23 protein-coding genes and 1 tRNA gene are annotated in these 16,341 nt (G+C 71.8%); 12 read left to right on the forward strand and 12 right to left on the reverse strand.

Features of this window, described 5'->3' with window-relative positions; all coding sequences use genetic code 11:
* Both rph and rdgB read left to right on the forward strand, forming a co-directional pair.
* The coding region (gene rph, locus VFH10_RS14655; protein ID WP_325129834.1) for a ribonuclease PH at positions 1 to 391 on the forward strand (391 nt) is incomplete at its 5' end.
* Complete coding sequence (gene rdgB, locus VFH10_RS14660; RefSeq protein WP_325129836.1) at positions 384 to 1,040, forward strand: RdgB/HAM1 family non-canonical purine NTP pyrophosphatase; 657 nt, start codon at positions 384 to 386, stop codon at positions 1,038 to 1,040. The genes rph and rdgB, both read left to right, overlap by 8 nt.
* A 244-nt stretch (positions 1,041 to 1,284) precedes the next feature.
* Here the strand turns inward: rdgB and VFH10_RS14665 are convergent, their stop codons facing one another.
* Positions 1,285 to 1,941: a hypothetical protein gene (locus tag VFH10_RS14665; RefSeq protein ID WP_325129838.1), complete on the reverse strand. Its 657-nt coding sequence runs from the start codon at positions 1,939 to 1,941 to the stop codon at positions 1,285 to 1,287.
* 133 nt (positions 1,942 to 2,074) lie between these two features.
* On the opposite strand from VFH10_RS14665, the gene VFH10_RS14670 reads away from it, so the two are divergent.
* Together VFH10_RS14670 and VFH10_RS14675 are read left to right on the forward strand one after the other, a co-directional pair.
* Positions 2,075 to 4,129 (forward strand): sensor histidine kinase, encoded by a 2,055-nt coding sequence (locus VFH10_RS14670; RefSeq protein ID WP_325129840.1) that lies wholly within the window; start codon positions 2,075 to 2,077, stop codon positions 4,127 to 4,129.
* Complete coding sequence (locus VFH10_RS14675) at positions 4,126 to 4,785, forward strand: response regulator transcription factor (RefSeq protein ID WP_325129842.1); 660 nt, start codon at positions 4,126 to 4,128, stop codon at positions 4,783 to 4,785. The genes VFH10_RS14670 and VFH10_RS14675 overlap by 4 nt, the downstream gene beginning before the upstream one ends.
* A gap of 83 nt (positions 4,786 to 4,868) precedes the next feature.
* Here the strand turns inward: VFH10_RS14675 and VFH10_RS14680 are convergent.
* Together VFH10_RS14680 and bcp are read right to left on the reverse strand one after the other, a co-directional pair.
* Positions 4,869 to 4,950: transfer RNA gene (locus VFH10_RS14680), tRNA-Leu, on the reverse strand.
* Positions 4,951 to 5,139: 189 nt separating this feature from the next.
* Positions 5,140 to 5,616 carry a thioredoxin-dependent thiol peroxidase gene (bcp, locus tag VFH10_RS14685; RefSeq protein WP_325129844.1) on the reverse strand — a complete coding sequence of 159 codons (477 nt, stop codon included), beginning with the start codon at positions 5,614 to 5,616 and terminating at the stop codon, positions 5,140 to 5,142.
* A gap of 127 nt (positions 5,617 to 5,743) precedes the next feature.
* Here bcp and VFH10_RS14690 point away from each other — a divergent pair, with 127 nt between their 5' ends.
* The 4 genes from VFH10_RS14690 to VFH10_RS14705 are packed head-to-tail and all read left to right on the forward strand — an operon-like array spanning position 5,744 to position 8,256.
* On the forward strand, positions 5,744 to 6,460 hold the full coding sequence (locus tag VFH10_RS14690; protein WP_325129846.1) for an energy-coupling factor ABC transporter permease: 717 nt from the start codon (positions 5,744 to 5,746) through the stop codon (positions 6,458 to 6,460).
* Positions 6,460 to 6,807: a PDGLE domain-containing protein gene (locus VFH10_RS14695; protein WP_325129848.1), complete on the forward strand. Its 348-nt coding sequence runs from the start codon at positions 6,460 to 6,462 to the stop codon at positions 6,805 to 6,807. The genes VFH10_RS14690 and VFH10_RS14695 overlap by 1 nt, the downstream gene beginning before the upstream one ends.
* Before the next feature lies 1 nt (position 6,808).
* Positions 6,809 to 7,489: a cobalt ECF transporter T component CbiQ gene (gene cbiQ, locus VFH10_RS14700; RefSeq protein WP_325129850.1), complete on the forward strand. Its 681-nt coding sequence runs from the start codon at positions 6,809 to 6,811 to the stop codon at positions 7,487 to 7,489.
* Complete coding sequence (locus VFH10_RS14705) at positions 7,486 to 8,256, forward strand: ABC transporter ATP-binding protein (RefSeq protein ID WP_325129852.1); 771 nt, start codon at positions 7,486 to 7,488, stop codon at positions 8,254 to 8,256. The genes cbiQ and VFH10_RS14705 overlap by 4 nt, the downstream gene beginning before the upstream one ends.
* Here the strand turns inward: VFH10_RS14705 and VFH10_RS14710 are convergent.
* On the reverse strand, positions 8,253 to 8,450 hold the full coding sequence (locus VFH10_RS14710; RefSeq protein WP_325129854.1) for a DUF1918 domain-containing protein: 198 nt from the start codon (positions 8,448 to 8,450) through the stop codon (positions 8,253 to 8,255). The genes VFH10_RS14705 and VFH10_RS14710 overlap by 4 nt on opposite strands.
* A 137-nt stretch (positions 8,451 to 8,587) precedes the next feature.
* Between VFH10_RS14710 and VFH10_RS14715 the strand changes: the two genes are divergently transcribed.
* Together VFH10_RS14715 and VFH10_RS14720 are read left to right on the forward strand one after the other, a co-directional pair.
* Complete coding sequence (locus tag VFH10_RS14715) at positions 8,588 to 8,845, forward strand: DUF3618 domain-containing protein (RefSeq protein ID WP_325129855.1); 258 nt, start codon at positions 8,588 to 8,590, stop codon at positions 8,843 to 8,845.
* A complete protein-coding gene (locus VFH10_RS14720; RefSeq protein WP_325129857.1) occupies positions 8,842 to 9,162 on the forward strand; it encodes a co-chaperone GroES in 321 nt (106 codons plus the stop codon). The genes VFH10_RS14715 and VFH10_RS14720 overlap by 4 nt, the downstream gene beginning before the upstream one ends.
* A 14-nt stretch (positions 9,163 to 9,176) precedes the next feature.
* Here VFH10_RS14720 and VFH10_RS14725 read toward each other — a convergent pair whose 3' ends face one another.
* From VFH10_RS14725 to VFH10_RS14750, 6 genes are all read right to left on the reverse strand, one after another.
* Positions 9,177 to 9,797: a hypothetical protein gene (locus VFH10_RS14725; RefSeq protein WP_325129859.1), complete on the reverse strand. Its 621-nt coding sequence runs from the start codon at positions 9,795 to 9,797 to the stop codon at positions 9,177 to 9,179.
* A 118-nt stretch (positions 9,798 to 9,915) separates the two neighbouring features.
* Positions 9,916 to 10,722: a sigma-70 family RNA polymerase sigma factor gene (locus tag VFH10_RS14730; RefSeq protein WP_325129861.1), complete on the reverse strand. Its 807-nt coding sequence runs from the start codon at positions 10,720 to 10,722 to the stop codon at positions 9,916 to 9,918.
* Between the two features lie 410 nt (positions 10,723 to 11,132).
* Positions 11,133 to 12,119: an aldo/keto reductase gene (locus VFH10_RS14735; protein WP_325129863.1), complete on the reverse strand. Its 987-nt coding sequence runs from the start codon at positions 12,117 to 12,119 to the stop codon at positions 11,133 to 11,135.
* Between the two features lie 15 nt (positions 12,120 to 12,134).
* Positions 12,135 to 12,614 carry a hypothetical protein gene (locus tag VFH10_RS14740; RefSeq protein ID WP_325129865.1) on the reverse strand — a complete coding sequence of 160 codons (480 nt, stop codon included), beginning with the start codon at positions 12,612 to 12,614 and terminating at the stop codon, positions 12,135 to 12,137.
* Between the two features lie 75 nt (positions 12,615 to 12,689).
* Positions 12,690 to 13,325: a hypothetical protein gene (locus VFH10_RS14745; protein WP_325129867.1), complete on the reverse strand. Its 636-nt coding sequence runs from the start codon at positions 13,323 to 13,325 to the stop codon at positions 12,690 to 12,692.
* Positions 13,322 to 13,780 carry a MarR family transcriptional regulator gene (locus VFH10_RS14750; RefSeq protein ID WP_325129869.1) on the reverse strand — a complete coding sequence of 153 codons (459 nt, stop codon included), beginning with the start codon at positions 13,778 to 13,780 and terminating at the stop codon, positions 13,322 to 13,324. Before VFH10_RS14750 ends, VFH10_RS14745 begins: the two co-directional genes overlap by 4 nt.
* 174 nt (positions 13,781 to 13,954) lie before the next feature.
* Here VFH10_RS14750 and VFH10_RS14755 point away from each other — a divergent pair, with 174 nt between their 5' ends.
* A complete protein-coding gene (locus tag VFH10_RS14755; RefSeq protein WP_325129871.1) occupies positions 13,955 to 14,347 on the forward strand; it encodes a hypothetical protein in 393 nt (130 codons plus the stop codon).
* An 80-nt stretch (positions 14,348 to 14,427) separates the two neighbouring features.
* Here VFH10_RS14755 and VFH10_RS14760 read toward each other — a convergent pair whose 3' ends face one another.
* Positions 14,428 to 14,601, reverse strand: a complete 174-nt coding sequence (locus VFH10_RS14760; RefSeq protein WP_325129873.1) for a hypothetical protein — start codon at positions 14,599 to 14,601, stop codon at positions 14,428 to 14,430.
* Positions 14,602 to 14,825: 224 nt separating this feature from the next.
* Between VFH10_RS14760 and VFH10_RS14765 the strand changes: the two genes are divergently transcribed.
* Positions 14,826 to 15,527: a hypothetical protein gene (locus tag VFH10_RS14765; protein ID WP_325129875.1), complete on the forward strand. Its 702-nt coding sequence runs from the start codon at positions 14,826 to 14,828 to the stop codon at positions 15,525 to 15,527.
* A gap of 52 nt (positions 15,528 to 15,579) precedes the next feature.
* Here the strand turns inward: VFH10_RS14765 and VFH10_RS14770 are convergent, their stop codons facing one another.
* Complete coding sequence (locus VFH10_RS14770) at positions 15,580 to 15,912, reverse strand: STAS domain-containing protein (protein WP_325129877.1); 333 nt, start codon at positions 15,910 to 15,912, stop codon at positions 15,580 to 15,582.
* Between the last annotated feature and the right edge of the window lie 429 nt (positions 15,913 to 16,341).

Consider the following 16,341-nt stretch of genomic DNA (forward strand, 5'->3'; position numbering starts at 1 on the left):
CACGATCGTGCTCGACTGCGACGTCCTGCAGGCCGACGGGGGCACCCGCACGGCGGCGATCACGGGGGCGTACGTCGCCCTCGCCGACGCGTGCGCGCACCTCGCCGGCAAGGGGGCGCTGGCGGGGGAGCCGCTGCTCGGATCGGTGGCCGCGGTGTCCGTCGGCATCATCGACGGCGAGCCGCGGCTGGACCTGCCCTACGAGGAGGACGTCCGCGCGGAGACCGACATGAACGTCGTGATGACCGGGGACGGCAAGTTCATCGAGGTGCAGGGCACCGCCGAGGCCGCGCCGTTCGACCGGGCCGAGCTCGACGGTCTGCTGGCGCTGGCCGAGAAGGGCTGCGCCGACCTGACCGGCATCCAGCGGACGGCGCTCGCCGGTGCCTGACGCCGAGCGGGCCGACCACCCGGTGGTCTTCCTCGCCTCGCGCAACACGAAGAAGATCGCGGAGATGCAGCGCATCCTGGCCGAGCACGTCCCCGGCATCGAGGTGCTCGGGCTCGACGACGTCGCGCCGTACGACGAACCGCCGGAGACCGAGCCGACCTTCGAGGGCAACGCGCTGATCAAGGCACGCGCGGGCGTGACGGCCACCGGGCTCCCGTCGATCGCCGACGACTCCGGACTGTGCGTCGATGCGCTCAACGGCATGCCGGGCGTGCTCTCGGCCCGCTGGGCGGGCACCGCCAAGGACGACGCGGCGAACAACCGGCTCCTCCTCGAGCAGCTCGACGACGTGCCCGACGAGCGCCGTACCGCCCACTTCACCTGTGCCGTCGCGTTCGTGCGGCCGGTCGGCGACGAGACCGTCGAGCACGTGGTGCACGGCGAGATGCCCGGCCGGGTCATCCGGGAGCTCCGCGGCAGTGGCGGCTTCGGCTACGACGTGCTCTTCGTCGCCGACGACACGCTGGCGAGAGGCGAGGAGCGCACCTCCGCCGAGCTGCCCGCCGCCGAGAAGGACGCGATCTCCCACCGCGGCCGGGCGCTGCGCGCGCTCGCACCCGTCGTGGCCGAGGCGCTCGCCCGGACGTGACCGGGGGGATCCTGGTCGTCTCGGCCGGATCTGCCCGTTCGCCTGGTCAAGCACGTCAGCGACAACGCCGACGAGTCGGCACTCGACTGGCCGGCGCTGGTCGACCGGAGCGCGCAGGTCCTCGGCAGCTGGCTCGCCCGGCACGTCTGACCGCTGCGCCGTGGTGGAGAGCCGCGCGATGCACCCGTGGCCGGGCACACGCGAGGCCCGGACCGTCACGGTCCGGGCCCTGCGAGGGGGTGGTTCAGCTCTCCTTGCGGGACACCAGCACGCCGAGCACGGCGTAGCCGACGAGCAGGTGCAGCGCGGCGACGTACTTCGCGACGTCCTCGCCGAAGATGCCCATGGTCGGGATGACGACCATGGCCCAGCTCTCGGCGACCAGCGGCCAGAAGCGGGTGAGCCCCTTCCAGCGGCCAGCGACGGCGATCCGGATGCCGATGAAGAACATCCCCAGCATCGAGAGCGGCCAGAAGGCGTCGAGGACGATCCAGCCCGGCTGGCTCAGGTCGGAGACGCCGATCGCGTCGACGAACGTCGAGCAGATCGCGAGCGAGACGAAGACCGTCTCGATCCGCAGCACGGCCCGGGCGATCCGGCCCTCGCCGAGGGCCCGGGTCCGCCACAGCACGCGGAGCAGCGCCAGCAGCCCGAGCTGGAAGGACCCGGACATCAGCCCGAAGAGCACCAGGCCCGACGAGTCGGTCGGGTTCGGGCCGAAGTGCAGGAAGCTGGTGGCCCACAGGAGCGCACCGCCGGTGAGCGCGAGCCCGTGCTTCCGGAACGGCGGTGCAACGGGTGCCGTGGTGCGCGGGGACCCGGTGTGCAGGTCGGAGCGGGCGGGGGTCGGCGTGTGGGTGGTGGTCATGTCGTTCTCCTGGGTGACGGTCTTGTTCGGCATGACCAGGACTCTGGCCGTCCCGGCGGCCCGGGCGGCAGGGAGAGGCGTCCCGTCCGGGGTCCCCGATGCGGTCCCGTCGACGAAGGACCGCGGTCCCGGGACGCCGGGACACCTTGCCGGTGATACTTCACGCGTGACGACCGTCCCCGACGACCGCAGTCCGCGGCTGGCCCCCGTGCTGCTGGTGCTCTCCGCCGTCCTGGTCACGGCTGCGGCGGCGTACCTCGACTCGGGCACCACACCGGCGGAGCGCGCCGTGGTCTTCGCGGGCCGCGGCGCCGTGACGTCGGTCATCGGCAGTGTCCTGCTCTGCGCGGCGGCGGTGATCCTGGCGGTCCGGCCGCGGCACGCGGTGGGGTGGGTGCTGGCGGCGTTCGGCGGGGTGTGGGCGCTGGACGGCTTCTTCGAGTCGTGGGGTGCCTACTCGGCGGCGCACGGGCTGCCCGGCACGGACTTGGCGGTCTGGTTCGTCGCCCGGTTCGGCGCGACGTTGTTGCTCGGGCTGCCGGCCCTACTGGTGGTGTACCCGACCGGCCGGCTGATGCCCGGCCGGTGGCGCACGGTGAGCGTGGCGGTGCTCGCCGCGGCCGCGAGTCTTCCCGTGGCGCTGCTGCTGGCCCCGGACAGTGTGGTCTTCCGCGAGCTGCCCGTGCCGGGCGTGCGCACCGACCTGCTCGCGCTGCCGATGCCCGACGCCGTGGCCACGGCGGTGCTGAACGTGACCCGGCCGCTGACGCTGCTCGCGCTCACGGCGGCCGTCGTCGTGGTGTTCGTCCGACACCGGCATGCGAGCGGCGACGAGCGGACCCGGCTGCGGTGGCTGCTCTGGGCGGGCATCGTCTGTGTGCTCACGGTCGTGGTGGCGGTGCTCGTGCCTTCCGGGGGGCTGACGACGGCGTTGCTCGCCGTCGCGGTCATCACGACGGCCGTCTCGGTCACGATCGGCATCGTCCGGCCGGGTCTGGGCGACGTCGACGCCCTGGTGGCCGGGACGCTGACCTACGCCGGCGTCGCCGGGATCGTGGTCGCGTTCGACCTCGCCGTGCTGGCCGGCGCGAACCTCCTGCTGGGCGAGCGCCTCGACGAGCGCGGCGTGACGATCCTGGTGCTCGTGCTGGCGGTCGTCGTCTACGGGCCGTTGCGCACCTGGCTGGGCGCCGGCGTACGACGGCTGCTGTTCGGGCGTCGCGGCGACAGGTACGACGTGGTCTCGACGTTCGCGGCGCGGCTCGAGGAGACCCGGACCGTCGACGAGCAGCTGCCCGCGCTGGCGTCCGCGGTCGCGACGACGTTCAAGGTGCCGTTCGTCCGCGTCGAGGTGCTCGCGCCCGGCGGCGGCACCCTGGCGGCCACGCACGGCAGAGTGGCGGCCGACGGCCAGGAGATCGACATTGCCTACCGGGGCGAGCGGATCGGCCGGCTGACGCTGCCCGCCCTCGGCCTGCGCTCGATGCTGTCGCGCCGCGACCAGGGGCTGCTCGTGGACCTGGTTCGGCAGGCGGCGATCGCGATCCGGGCCAGCCTGCTCGCCGGCGAGCTGCAGGAGAGCCGCGAGCGGCTGGTGCTGGGCCGCGAGGACGACCGGCGACGGATCCGCCGCGACCTGCACGACGGGCTGGGCCCGGTGCTGGGAGGTGTGGCGATGCGGCTGGACGCCGCCGGCACCGCGGTAGACGCCGACCCGGGCCGGGCCCGCGAGCTGGTCCGGCTGGCGCGCACCGAGATCCGGGAGGCACTGGACGACGTACGCCGGCTGGTGCACGACCTCCGGCCGCCGGCGCTGGACGACCTGGGCCTGCGCGCCGCGCTCGAGCAACAGGCGGAGCGGATGCGCTCCGCGGTCGACGTGCGGGTGTGCGCCGACGGGCTCGGGGGGCTGCCCGCGGCGGTCGAGGTCGCGGCGTACCGCATCGTCTCCGAGGCCCTCACCAACGTGGTCAAGCACGCCGAGGCCCGGCGCTGTGAGGTGCGCCTGGTCCGGGACGGGTCCGCGGTGGTGGTCGAGGTCCGCGACGACGGGCGTGGCATCGGCGAGGATGTCTCGGCCGGGGTGGGCCTGTTGTCGTTGCGGGAGCGGGCCGAGGAGCTCGGCGGCAGGTGCGAGGTGTCCTGCCCCGAGGGTGGCGGGACGCGGGTGCGGGCCTGGCTGCCGCTGGGCGCGATGCACGAGGAAGGGGCGCTTCGATGACCGGGACGATTCGGGTGCTGATCGCCGACGACCACCCGGTGTTCCGGGACGGGCTGGCGTCGCTGCTCGAGCCGCTGCCGACGATCGAGGTCGTCGCCCGGGCCGCAGACGGCGCCGAGGCGGTCGCCCTCGCCGCGGAGCGTCGCCCGGACGTGGTGGTGATGGACGTGCAGATGCCGGAGCTCAACGGGATCGAGGCGACCCGGCGCATCGTCGCCGACCAGCCGGACGTCGGGGTTCTCGTCATCACCATGGGCGAGGACGACGGCACCGTGCTCTCGGCGCTGCGCGCCGGCGCGCGCGGCTACCTCCGCAAGGGTGCCGAGCAGGACGAGATCGTCCGAGCGATCACCACCGTCCACGGCGGCGGAGTCGTCTTCGGGGCGTCGCTGGCGGCACGGATCGCGGAGGTGCTGGCGCCGACGTCGCGCCCCGAGCGGCCGTTCCCCGAGCTGACCGAGCGCGAGACCGAGATCCTCGACCGGATCGCAGCCGGCCGGAACAACGCCCAGATCGCGAGCGAGCTGTTCCTCTCACCCAAGACGATCCGCAACAACGTGACGAGCATCCTGGCCAAGCTCCAGGCCACCGACCGTGCCGAGGTGATCATCCGCGCCCGCGACGCCGGACTCGGCACCGGCGACCGGCCGGACTGAGCGTCCTGCAGGGCGAGACCCGGGGGAGCGCCGGAAAGTACGGCGGGACCGGGGAGTGCCAGAGGGTACGGCGAGATCCGGTGTGCCAGAGGGGGGACTTGAACCCCCACGCCCGAAGGCACGGCATCCTAAGTGCCGCGTGTCTGCCAATTCCACCACTCTGGCGAGCGGCGCCAGTCTAGGGCGGGCGGCCGATTACCACGGGACCGTGGTGAACTGCCGCTTCCCGGTGTGAACTCTCCCCGGGAACGGGTGGTTTACCACGGGACCGTGGTGATCCACCGCTTCCCGGTGCGAACTCTCCCCGGGAACGAGGCAATTACCACGGGACCGTGGTAATTGGCCCCCGCACCCCTACGACGCCAACCCCAGATCACGCCGCAGCTTCGCGACGTGACCGGTGGCCTTCACGTTGTACTGCGCGACCTCGATCAGCCCGGCCTCGTCGACCACGAACGTCGAGCGGATCACGCCCTCGATGACCTTGCCGTACAGCTTCTTCTCACCGAACGCGCCCCACTCCTGCAGCACGGTCTTGTCCGGGTCGGAGAGCAGCGTGATGGTCAGCGCGTCGCGGTCGCGGAACTTCGCCAGCTTCTCGGGCCTGTCGGGGGAGATGCCGAGCACCTCGTAGCCGGCGCCGCGGAGCGAGTCCAGGGAGTCGGTGAAGTCGCACGCCTGCTTGGTGCATCCCGGCGTCATCGCCGCGGGGTAGAAGTACACGATCACCTTCTTGCCGCGCAGCTCCGACAGGGTCACCTGCTCGCCCTTGTCGTCGGTGAGCGTGAAGTCGGGGGCCCGGTCGCCCGGCTCGAGCCTCGTCTGCGCCATCGTCGTACCTCTCCGAACGGGATCGGACCAATCCGCTCGCGGCCTTATTGCGAATCGTTCGCAATAACGTAGCCTGCTCAGCAGAGCCTCGCGGCGCGAGGCGGCTCCAACGTAGCGGAGGACCTGCATGCACGTGCCAGACGGATTCCTGGACGTCTCGACATCGGTCGCCACCGGCGCGGTCGCGGTCGCCGGGGTGTCGCTGGCCCTGCGCGGCGCTCGCCGCGAGCTCGACGACCGGGCCGCGCCGATGGCCGGCCTGACCGCCGCATTCGTGTTCGCCACCCAGATGCTGAACTTCCCGGTCGGCGCCGGCACCAGCGGCCATCTCCTCGGCGGTGCCCTCGCGGCCGTGCTGGTCGGACCCTGGACGGCGGTGCTGTGCCTCTCGGTGGTGCTGCTCGTGCAGAGCCTGCTGTTCGCCGACGGCGGCATCACCGCGCTCGGCACCAACATCACGCTCATGGGCCTGGTGGGTGTGGTCGTGGGCTGGCTCGTCTTCCGCGGCCTGCAGCGGTTGCTGCCCAAGCGCGTCGGACTGGTGCCGGCGATCGCCGCCGTCGCCGCGTTCGTGTCGGTGCCGGTGACCGCGCTGGCGTTCGTCGGGCTGTACGCCGTCGGCGGCCAGGCGCCGGTGCCGCTCGACACCCTCGCCGTCGCGATGCTCGGCTGGCACTCCGTGATCGGTGTCGGCGAGGCGGCCATCACCGGCCTGGTGGTCGGCAGCGTGGTCTCGGTGCGACCCGACCTCGTGCACGGTGCGCGCCGCGTCCTCGCCGCACGCACCCTCGAGGTGCGCACGGCACCGGAGTCCGCTCCCGCGCGCGTGGACGGGGCGGCCTGATGCGCACCCGCACCTTCGTGCTCGCCGGCATCGTCGTCGCCCTGCTGCTGGCCGGGGTGGCCAGCTACTACGCCTCCAGCCACCCCGACGGGCTCGAGTACGTCGCCGAGAGGACCGGCTTCATCGACAGCGCCGACGAGACGGCAACCGCCGACGGCCCGCTGGCGGACTACCGGACCCGCGGGGTCGACGACGCCCGGGTCTCCGGTGGCCTGGCCGGCGTGCTGGGCGTCGTGCTGACCCTCCTGCTGGCCACGGGGATCGGGTTCGCCGTGCGCCGTCGCAGCGCGCCGGACGGCCGGTCGGACCGCGGGGATCAGGAACACCTGCCGACCGGACGGCCCTGACGTGGGCGCCGGACACGGGCATCGGCTGCACTACCACGCGCACTCGGTCGTGCACCGGGCCCCGGCGCACCTCAAGCTGCTCGCGCTGCTCGGCTTCGTCCTGGTCGTGGTCGCCACGCCTCCGGACTGGTTCGCCGCCTACGCGGTCTACCTGGGGGTGGTGCTCGGCGTCGTGCTGGTCAGCACCGTCCCGCCGACGTACATCCTCAAGCGTCTGGTTGTCGAGCTCCCCTTCGTGGTGTTCGCACTGCTGATGCCGTTCATCGCGACCGGCCCGCCCACCGAGGTGCTCGGGATCACCGTCAGCGAGCCGGGGCTGCTGGCCGGCTGGGCGCTCCTCGCCAAGGGCACCCTCGGCGTGCTGGCCAGCCTGACGCTGGCGGCGACCAGCGAGCCGCGCGACATCCTCGTCGGCCTGGAGCGGCTGCGGCTCCCGCAGCAGCTCGTGCAGATCATGGGCTTCATGATCCGCTACGTCGACGTGGTGAGCGACGAGATGCGGCGGATGCGGATCGCTCTGGAGTCCCGCGGCTTCAGCGCACGCACCCCCCGGCACTGGCCGGTGATCGCCCGCAGCGCCGGCGCCTTGTTCATCCGCTCCTACGAGCGTGGTGAGCGGGTCCACCTCGCGATGGTGTCGCGTGGCTACACCGGCTCGGTGTCGGCGGGACGGCGACGATGACCGCCCCCGTGCTGGACGTCCGCGGTCTCGCCTACGCCTATCCCGACGGGCACCAGGCGCTGTACGGCGTCGACCTGCACGTGCACCGGGGCGAGCGGGTCGCGCTGCTCGGCCCCAACGGCGCCGGCAAGACCACGCTGGTCCTGCACCTCAACGGCATCCTGCAGGGCGGCGCCGGCTCGGTCAGCGTCTCCGGGATGCCGGTCGTCAAGGAGAACCTCCAGGAGGTACGCCGCCGTGTCGGCGTCGTCTTCCAGGACCCCGACGACCAGCTGTTCATGCCCAGCGTGCGCGATGACGTCGCCTTCGGGCCGGCCAACCTCGGCCTGCGCGGGGCGGACCTCGACGCCCGAGTGACCGCGGCCCTCGAGCAGGTGGGCATGTCGGACTACGCGGAACGTCCGCCGCACCACCTGAGCTTCGGGCAGCGTCGCCGCGTCGCGGTGGCGACCGTGCTCGCCATGGAGCCCGAGATCCTGGTCCTCGACGAGCCGTCGTCCAACCTCGACCCGGCGTCCCGCCGGGAGCTCGCCGAGATCCTCACCGGGCTCGACGTGACAGTCCTGATGGTCACCCACGACCTGCCGTACGCGTTCCAGCTGTGCCCGCGGTCCGTGGTCCTCTCCGACGGCGTCGTCGTCGCGGACGGTCCGACGTACGACGTTCTCACCGACGACGCCCTGATGGCCGCGCACCGCCTCGAACTGCCGTTCGGTTTCGACCCCCGAGCGATCGGGGCGCCGGCGCGGCGCGCGGCGGGAGCCTAGGACTTCGCAGGAACGTGCTGGACCTCGGCGTCCGGCCCCGGGAACACCAACGACTCGTGCCCGTCGTCGGTCCATCGGACCAGGTACGGCGGGCCCCCGTCGGCCCCCCGGACCTCGACGATCTCGCCCTCACGGCTCGACTCGCCGACGTGTGCGTTGTGGACCAGCAGGTGGTCGCCTACCGCTGCGTTCATCGTCATCAACTCCTCCCTGCCCCATCGTGCACCTAGTCCGCTCCTGACGACAGGGGGACGCCAGGGGTACGCGGACGATCGGGGCGACGGCGGATAGTCTGTGCCGGACCGAGTAGCGGATGGCAAGGAGATGTGCTGTGGGCAAGGCCGAGAACCGTGGCCTCGACTCCCTCGAGAGCGAGATCGAGGCGACCCGTGAGCGGCTCGCCGACACCATCGACCAGCTGGTCTACCGGGCCAGCCCGAAGACCATCGCCCGGCGTGAGGTCGCGTCGGTCAAGGCGGTGTACGTCGCGCCCGACGGCGCGCCGCGCACCGACAACATCCTCAGGACCGCCGGCGTCGTCGTCGGTCTCGTCGCGGTGATGTTCGCGCTGCGCAAGCTCACGCGATGACCGAGAAGACCCCGATCCGGATGCTCCACGACCGGGTGCTCGTCTCGGTCGACACCGAGGGGGAGCGCCGGTCGTCGGGTGGCATCGTGATCCCGGCGACCGCCGTCATGGGCGGCCGGCGGCTCAGCTGGGCCCGGGTGGCCGCGATCGGACCGCACGTGCGCTCGGTGGAGATCGGCGACAAGGTGCTGTTCGACCCCGAGGACAAGGCCGAGGTCGAGGTGAACGCCGAGACCTACATCCTGATGCGCGAGCGCGACGTACACGCGGTCGCGGCCGACCGCCTCGGTGACAGCCAGACCGGCCTCTACCTCTGACCGGCGCCTGCCGGCTACGCCCGGTGGGTGCCCTCCGTGCGCCTCGCCTCGTCCGCTGTGGTGGTCGAGTCCGTGGTCGAGTCATGCGGGCTCGAGTCGACGGTGGTGGCGTCCGCGGTGGTCGAGTCTGCCGAGGTCGTCGAGTCGGTGCTGCCCGGACGCGTCGTGGTGGAGTCGGTCGTTGCCGAGTCCGAGACCGCCGCGTGCGACGTGGACGTCCCGTGCTGCGCCGTGGTGGCGCCTTCCTCCGCGGGGACGGCCGTGTCCGTCGTGGGCGCAGAGTGATTCACGTCCGGATCGATCTCGTCGGCCAGGCGCACGTTCTCCCGGTGCTCCTCGCGCACCCGGCTGGCGGACGCGGCCCGGTCGGCGGCCTCGGCCTCGAGCCGGTCGGCCTCGGCTGCCTTGCGCTCCGCCTCGGCGCGGGCCTGCTTGGCGGCCGCCTCGGTCTCGCGGGCGTGGCTTTCGTGCTGCGTGACACCGGTAGCCTGCGCGGCCGCCTGCTCGCGCAGCTCGGCTGCCCGGACGCGGTCACGCTCCTTCTTCTTGGTGTTCGACGCCTTCAGCGCGAAGGCGATTGCCGCGATCAGGATGATCGCGACCACGATGGCGATGATCCAGCCGGTCGAGTCCATTTTGTTCCTCCTCGGTGCTCGGCTCTGAGGTACCCCGGGCACCGGACCGCAAACCCACGCCGCCGTGACGCGTTCCTGTACGCGTTCGGACCGGCATGCCCCGACCGGGCGGGCCGCCCTACGCAGGCTCGAGCGCGCCGCGGAGCTGCACCATCACCCGGGCCAGGATCCGCGACACCTGCATCTGGGTGACGCCGACCTCGGCGGCGATCTGGGACTGGCTCAGCTGCTTGAAGAAGCGCAGGTACAGGATGTGACGTTCGCGCTCCGGTAGTGCCCGCATGGCCGGCATCAGCAGCACCCGGGCCTCGGCCTCGTCGAGTGCGGTGTCCTCGGTGACCAGTGTGTCGCCCAGGACGGTCGAGCCTTGGTCGCCGAGCGGCATGTCGAGCGACGTGGGCGTGAAGCAACCGTCGGCCGAGAGAGCCTCGAGGACCTCGTCCTCGGTGACCCCGAGGTGGTCGGCGACCTCGGGGACTCGCGGCGAACGGCCGAGCACCTGGGTGAGGTCGCTCTGCGCGCGGGCCACGTCGCTTTGCAGCTTCTGGATCGGTCGGGGCGGTCGCACCATCCAGCCGAAGTCGCGGAACTGACGCTTGACCTCGCCCTTCATGGTGACGACGGCGTACGACAGGAACTCCACGCCGTGCGAGGGGTCGAACCGGCGGGCCGCCTTGAGCAACGCCATCGCGGCCGCCTGCGTGAGGTCCTCGTCGGAGATGCCGCGGCCGCGGTAGCGCGCCGCGACGGCGCGGGCGAGGCCCATGTGCATGACGACGACCTCGTCCTGCAGGCGCTTGCGCTCCACCGGGTCCGACTCTTCGGCGGCCTGCGTCAGCAGCCTGGTGCTCAGCGCGCCGCGGCTCTCGGCGGCCTCGCCACTGGCCGGCTGCTCCTCGATGACCTTCGCCGTAGTGGAGACCATTTCTCGCCCACCTTCGTCGCGGCACGCCGGCCCGGTGTGATGGCCGGTCGCGCCCCGGTTTCATGACCCCCTGCGGATCGGGTGATACCCCCGCCCCCGGTGCGGAAACCAACGCGCCACAGTGGTCTGGACGTTCAAACCGGCGCCGCGGGGCGCCGGTCTGCGCGGATCCGCGCCCCGGGGCGCCCGCGGAGAGAAGACGAGGGTGGCCACCGCAGTGGCCACCCTCGTACGGCGTTCGGCCTTCCCCTCCGAGGTCGGACGACGTTCGTGCGGACACGCGCCACGAAGCAGGGTGCGGCGAGTGCGCAGCGACATCCTTGAGGAGGACGCCGGGCCGTGGGGGCGGTTTCGAGAAATCTCGTCCGCTCGGTCTAAACCGGCGGGGCTCCGGGCGGGCGGGCGCAGGGTCAGCGCCGGGTGAACGACGTGTGCACCATCCCGGGGCCGCGCACGGCGTTGATACCGGCGAGCACCTCGGCGTCCGCACCGGTCGGGCGCCACGAGGCGGCCTTCACGTTGGCCTCCACCTGGGCCGCCGAGGTCGCGCCGGCGATCACGCTGCCGACGGCGCGCTGCGCGGCCAGACCGCCCAGCGCGACCTCCAGGATCGAGACACCGCGCTCCGCGGCGTACCGCTCGAGCGCCTCGACCCGGTCGAAGTCGGCGCCCTCCAGGCGGTGCGCCTGGGTGCTGCTGCTCAGCCGGCTGCCGGCGGGAGCCTCCTCGCCGCGTCGGTACTTGCCGGTGAGTAGCCCGTAGGCGAGCGGGAAGTACGGCAGCAAGCTCATCCCGAGCCGGTCCAGGGCCGGGACGAGCTCCTCCTCGGCGGACCGGTTGTAGAGCGAGTACTCGTTCTGCGCGCTGACGAACCCGCGCAGGCCGCGGGTGCGCGCGGTCCAGTGGGCGTCGACGACCTCCCAGCCGGCGAAGTTGGAGCAGCCCAGGTAGTGGACCTTGCCCTCGTCGACGAGTTCGTTCATCACCTCGAGGGTCTCCTCGACCGGGGTGACCAGGTCGGGCTGGTGGATCTGGTACAGGTCGATGTGGTCGGTGCCGAGTCGCCGCAGACTGGCCTCCACGGCCCTGCGGGCGTAGCGCCGCGAAGCGCGCGCACCCCAGTCGGGGCCGTTGCGGCCCTGCATGTCCATGCCGAACTTCGTGGCCACGACGACGTCGTCGCGGCGCTTGCCGAGGGCCTGGCCGAGCAGCTCCTCGCTGGCACCCAGGCCGTAGGTGTCGGAGGTGTCGAAGAAGGTGACGCCGTGCTCGATCGCCGCGTCGACGACCTGCTGGGTCCGCTCGGCGTCGATGCGGGCACCGAACGCGTTGCAGCCGATCCCGATCGCCGACACCGTGAGCCCGCTCTGTCCGAGCTGGCGGTACGCCATGTCCATCAGCCGCCCCCGCTCCTACTGCACTTCGAGCTGGAGCAGGACCTTGCCGGAGTCGTGCTCCTCGACGTCGACGACTCCCGGCTGCTCGATCTTCAGCTTGCGCTCGGACTGCCCGGCGGGGAACGAGATCTCCTGCTCCGGGGTGGAGTGCACGTGCAGCTCGCCTGGCCGGTCGGAGTCGATCCGAAGTGTCAGGGTCTCCCCGAGGCCCAGCTTCACGCGCTCGCCGTTCGGGGACGCCGAGTCGCCTTCGAAGGTGAGGTCGGCGAACGGCCCCTGCGGCCGCGGCTTCACCGACTCGGTCGGCTCCTCACCGGGGCTCTCAGTGGGCTCTTCACTGGGCACTTCACTGGGCTCCTCGGTCGCGCCGCTCGGCTCCTCGGCGCTGGCGCCGGGCGACTGCGACCCCTCGGCGGCGGGGTCCTCCCCGCCGCAACCGGCGAGCAGGAGGGCGGCGGCCACGCTGATGGCCAGGGCGGTGCGGGTGCGACGCATGAAGGTCCTTCCGTCGTCGTACGGCGTCGCCCTATCCTCCTGCACCCCGGCAACCCGCGAGACACGTGTTCCGAATCAGCGAGGGGTGGCAGCGACGGAATCGCGGACTCGCGCCACGAGCGAGCGCTGCTCGTCGGCCCACAGACGCAGCCCGGTCACGACGTGCTCGCCGCGCGTGGTGCTGAACGCGGTCGGCTCGCGGAGGCGGACCAGCACGTTGGTCCGACCGGACACCCCGACTGCGAGCACGTCCCCCTGCTCGGTCCGCTCGACCTGCACCGACCGCATCGACGAGGGCAGGTCGTGGTCCTGCACGGTCACGCTCGCGACCGCCGCCCAGGGCACGCGCAGGTCGACGCTGAAACCGTTGCGCACCCGAACGCCGAGCTCGTCGACCAGGTGCGGGTGTGCACTCAGCGCCCCCAGCATCCCGATCATCCACGCGAGCCCCCACAAGCCGAGGGCGCCGGCCAGGATGCGGGCGGTGTGCCACGGCAGCAGCGCGTCGACCGCGACGATCTCCACGGCGCTGCCGAAGATCCACAGCCACATCACCGGCGTTGCCATCCGGTGGTAGCTGAACGCCTCGGCACCATCGGGCACGTCGGTCCTGCGGAGCAACCACCGCCACAGGCTCCGCCAGATGCCGAGCTCGAAGGCGACGGCGCGCTGCAGGGCCGAAGTTGACGGGGTACGGACGGGAGCGGTCATCGGACCTCCCGAGCGTCGTCCAGGTGGGTGCGGATCACGTCGAGCACGGAGCCGAGGCCGGACGCGAACGTCTCGAGGTCCCGCGGGCCGAACGCCGCGAACAGCTGCTGCGCAAGCTCGTCGTGGTCGGCCGCCATCTGCTCCATGACCGCGCGTCCTTGCGCGGTGAGGGAGACCAGGGTGGCGCGGCGGTCGGTCGGATGCGGCTGGCGGGTCACGAACCCGGTGGCGACCAGGCCGTCGACGAGACCCGTGACGTTGCGCGGGGTGGTGCCGAGCCGGTCGGCCAGCGCCTTCTGGGTGCTCGGACCGTGCTGCTGCAGGGCCCACACGAGGGGGGCCCGGGACTTGGTCAGCCCGTCCCGGGCGAGCGCCTGGGTCATGTCCGTGTCGAGCAGCACCACGAGCTCGAGCACCTGGTCGAGGGTGGCGATCTGGAGGGGCGTCGCGGCCATGTGCTGAAGATACTACATGATGTGGCTGGTTCCCCAATTGGGGGAGGCCCCCGCCGGCACGGTCGGCAGGTCGTAGAACCATCGAACATCTGCCGGATGCACCTGCGCGGGGCACAGAATGTTCCGCACCACCAAGTAACCGCGCCGCAGCCGGCGCCAGACCCAGGAGATCCGATGAACCTTCGTCGCACCGCCGCACTGGCCGCCACCGCGGCCACCCTGACCAGCCTCTCCCTCGCCGCCCCGGCCGCGCATGCCGGCGACGACGACGACAACGAGATCCGCCGCAGCGGGTCCTGCGCCACCGGCGTCTGGAAGCTGAAGGCGAAGCCCGACGACGGCCGGCTCGAGGTGGAGTTCGAGATCGACACCAACCGGCGCGGCCAGACCTGGCAGGTCCGGGTCTCCGACAACGGCACACGCGTGTTCTCGGGGCAGCGGACCACGGCCGGCCGCAGCGGCTCGTTCTCGGTTGAGTTCAAGACCGCCAACCGTGCGGGCACCGACGTCATCCGGGCCCGGGCCACGCGTGGCGACACGACGTGCGTCGGGGTGGTCCGCTACTAGCCGCCGGGCGCACCCCGGTCCCGACCCCGAGGGACCACCCATCCAGGGTGGCCCTCGGGGTCATCCATGTCCGGCGTCGGTCACCCGATGTAAGTGGGTTCCTCGGTGTCGCGCTGTGCCTGGCGGAGCCGCGCGATCACACGCTTGATCGCCTCGACCGTGTCCGCCTGCTCGTGACCGAACGACCGGAGGTAGGCCTGCATCGCGTGACGGGCCATCTCGAGCTCATCGTCGGTGAGATGGATCGTGTTCATGTCTCCAATCTAGTTCGGGCCGGCCCGGCGGGGGAGGAGATCACGACGTCCTGCCGGTCGCGCCCTGCAGCGGATCGTCGTCCCGGTCACCACCCGATGCTGAGGGGGTCGGCCCGCCTCCTTCTGAGGGTGTTGTCCCGCTTCGACCGACGGGTCACACTTGTGGAAAGCGGTCTGACGCGACCGCAAAGACGTCAGCCGCTCTCACTCACGAGGTGAGCGTCATGACGCACGGAGACTCCCTGGTTCTGACGATCGAGGCGACACAACGGTCCCTTGAGGAACGGCTCGGCGAGGTGCTGGCCCCGCACCCCGACCCGCTCCGACCGCGCGACACCTACGCCGCGACCGACACCTTCCTGGCCGCGACCAGCCGGCACCTGGCGGCCGTCCAGGCGGTGGTGCTGGGGCATGTCCGCCGGACCGTGCCGGACGGTGACGCCGTCGTACACGACTATCTGGCAGTGGCGCGCGACCTCGAGCAGACGCTGTCGCTGATCAAGGCCCGGTTGTACGGCGAGGCGCACGCGATCCACCTCTCCTGGCCTGAGCTGTGGATGCGAGCCCGCGGCCAGCTGGCTGAGCACAACCGGCTCGAGAGTCACATGGTCGGCGAGCTGGTCCGGCTCGGTGACCCGGTAGAGATGGACGGCCTTGCCTACAAGGTGTTCGACGCGGAGAGGCACGGACCGACCAGGCCGCACCCGACTCTGCCGCACACGGGGTTGCTGAGCCTGGTGGCACGGCGCGTCTGGGCCATAGCTGACCGGTTCTGGGATGCCGCAGAGGGACGGGTGATCCCCGAGCCGGTGCACCCGGCACCCCACAAGCACGACAGCCTGCTCGCGCAGTACCTCGTCGCCGACCCGAAGTTCGACGACCACGCCAAGTTCATGGAGCACCGGCACCACCCGAAAGCGGGCTAGGAGGCCAAGGACCACACCACGGCACCGCGGCGCACCCGTTGCGGAACCGAGGCTACGAGCAGGAGGCGTGTCCCCAGAGCGCTTCGCCGAGCGAGTCGTAGACCTCCACCACGCGGTCGAGGCCGGTGAGCGCCAGCAGCTTGCGGGTCTGCGGCGTGGGACCGGCGACGCTCATCGATCCGTGTGCACCGTTCAGCTTCGCCCGGGTGACGGCGAGGAGCCCCAGCCCGCGGGCATCGATGAAGGTGACCCGACTCAGGTCGAAGACCAGGTGCGAGGACACACCGTCGACGAGCCGGCTCAGCAGCGGGGCGGTCATCAGGTCGATCTCACCCTGGGCCTCGATGACCAGCCAGCGACCGACTTCGTAGCGTCGGGCGGTCATCGTCGGCGCCGATCCTTGGGGCCACGACCAGTCGGACACGATCAAGTCGAGAGGATTCGACGCCTGAGGAACCATCGGGACCACCACCTCGCCACAACTGCTGGGTTGTGGCGGGGTCCCGGCCATCTGCAGTCACTTCTATTGTCGAGGCGACGGGCCCGAAAGTAAATGGCACGACAGGGGCGTCCCATCTGGTGTGCATGCCCGTTCGGGGTGCTCCGCGGCGGGTCCCTCTTCTCCGGCGAGCCGCCCGGCGGAAGGTGGCGGCGTACACTGAGGGTCCTTCCAATGTGGACGCGGCTGGCCCAGTCCCCGGCAGTTCCGCCCGGAGAGGTCCCGCCGTGGTCGTCGATCGCCACTGTCCCCTGCATGTGCCTCCGTGCCACCCGCTCGTTTCCTCGTGTGCTGGGCGCGGCTCCGGCGGGACAC

It is taken from the genome of Nocardioides sp. (genome assembly GCF_035697785.1).
Lineage (GTDB): Bacteria > Actinomycetota > Actinomycetes > Propionibacteriales > Nocardioidaceae > Nocardioides_B.

Bases quoted from the DNA above. Each gene is read 5' to 3' on its own strand.
- VFH10_RS14740 (WP_325129865.1), bottom strand. From the start codon at position 12,614: ATGCGTCGCACCCGCACCGCCCTGGCCATCAGCGTGGCCGCCGCCCTC.
- VFH10_RS14725 (WP_325129859.1), bottom strand. From the start codon at position 9,797: ATGGACTCGACCGGCTGGATCATCGCCATCGTGGTCGCGATCATCCTG.
- VFH10_RS14710 (WP_325129854.1), bottom strand. From the start codon at position 8,450: ATGAACGCAGCGGTAGGCGACCACCTGCTGGTCCACAACGCACACGTC.
- VFH10_RS14770 (WP_325129877.1), bottom strand. From the start codon at position 15,912: ATGACCGCCCGACGCTACGAAGTCGGTCGCTGGCTGGTCATCGAGGCC.
- VFH10_RS14705 (WP_325129852.1), top strand. From the start codon at position 7,486: ATGACCGCCCCCGTGCTGGACGTCCGCGGTCTCGCCTACGCCTATCCC.
- VFH10_RS14735 (WP_325129863.1), bottom strand. From the start codon at position 12,119: ATGGACATGGCGTACCGCCAGCTCGGACAGAGCGGGCTCACGGTGTCG.
- VFH10_RS14665 (WP_325129838.1), bottom strand. From the start codon at position 1,941: ATGCCGAACAAGACCGTCACCCAGGAGAACGACATGACCACCACCCAC.
- VFH10_RS14730 (WP_325129861.1), bottom strand. From the start codon at position 10,722: ATGGTCTCCACTACGGCGAAGGTCATCGAGGAGCAGCCGGCCAGTGGC.
- VFH10_RS14750 (WP_325129869.1), bottom strand. From the start codon at position 13,780: ATGGCCGCGACGCCCCTCCAGATCGCCACCCTCGACCAGGTGCTCGAG.
- VFH10_RS14675 (WP_325129842.1), top strand. From the start codon at position 4,126: ATGACCGGGACGATTCGGGTGCTGATCGCCGACGACCACCCGGTGTTC.
- bcp (WP_325129844.1), bottom strand. From the start codon at position 5,616: ATGGCGCAGACGAGGCTCGAGCCGGGCGACCGGGCCCCCGACTTCACG.
- VFH10_RS14745 (WP_325129867.1), bottom strand. From the start codon at position 13,325: ATGACCGCTCCCGTCCGTACCCCGTCAACTTCGGCCCTGCAGCGCGCC.
- VFH10_RS14695 (WP_325129848.1), top strand. From the start codon at position 6,460: ATGCGCACCCGCACCTTCGTGCTCGCCGGCATCGTCGTCGCCCTGCTG.
- VFH10_RS14755 (WP_325129871.1), top strand. From the start codon at position 13,955: ATGAACCTTCGTCGCACCGCCGCACTGGCCGCCACCGCGGCCACCCTG.
- VFH10_RS14760 (WP_325129873.1), bottom strand. From the start codon at position 14,601: ATGAACACGATCCATCTCACCGACGATGAGCTCGAGATGGCCCGTCAC.
- VFH10_RS14765 (WP_325129875.1), top strand. From the start codon at position 14,826: ATGACGCACGGAGACTCCCTGGTTCTGACGATCGAGGCGACACAACGG.
- VFH10_RS14720 (WP_325129857.1), top strand. From the start codon at position 8,842: ATGACCGAGAAGACCCCGATCCGGATGCTCCACGACCGGGTGCTCGTC.
- VFH10_RS14690 (WP_325129846.1), top strand. From the start codon at position 5,744: ATGCACGTGCCAGACGGATTCCTGGACGTCTCGACATCGGTCGCCACC.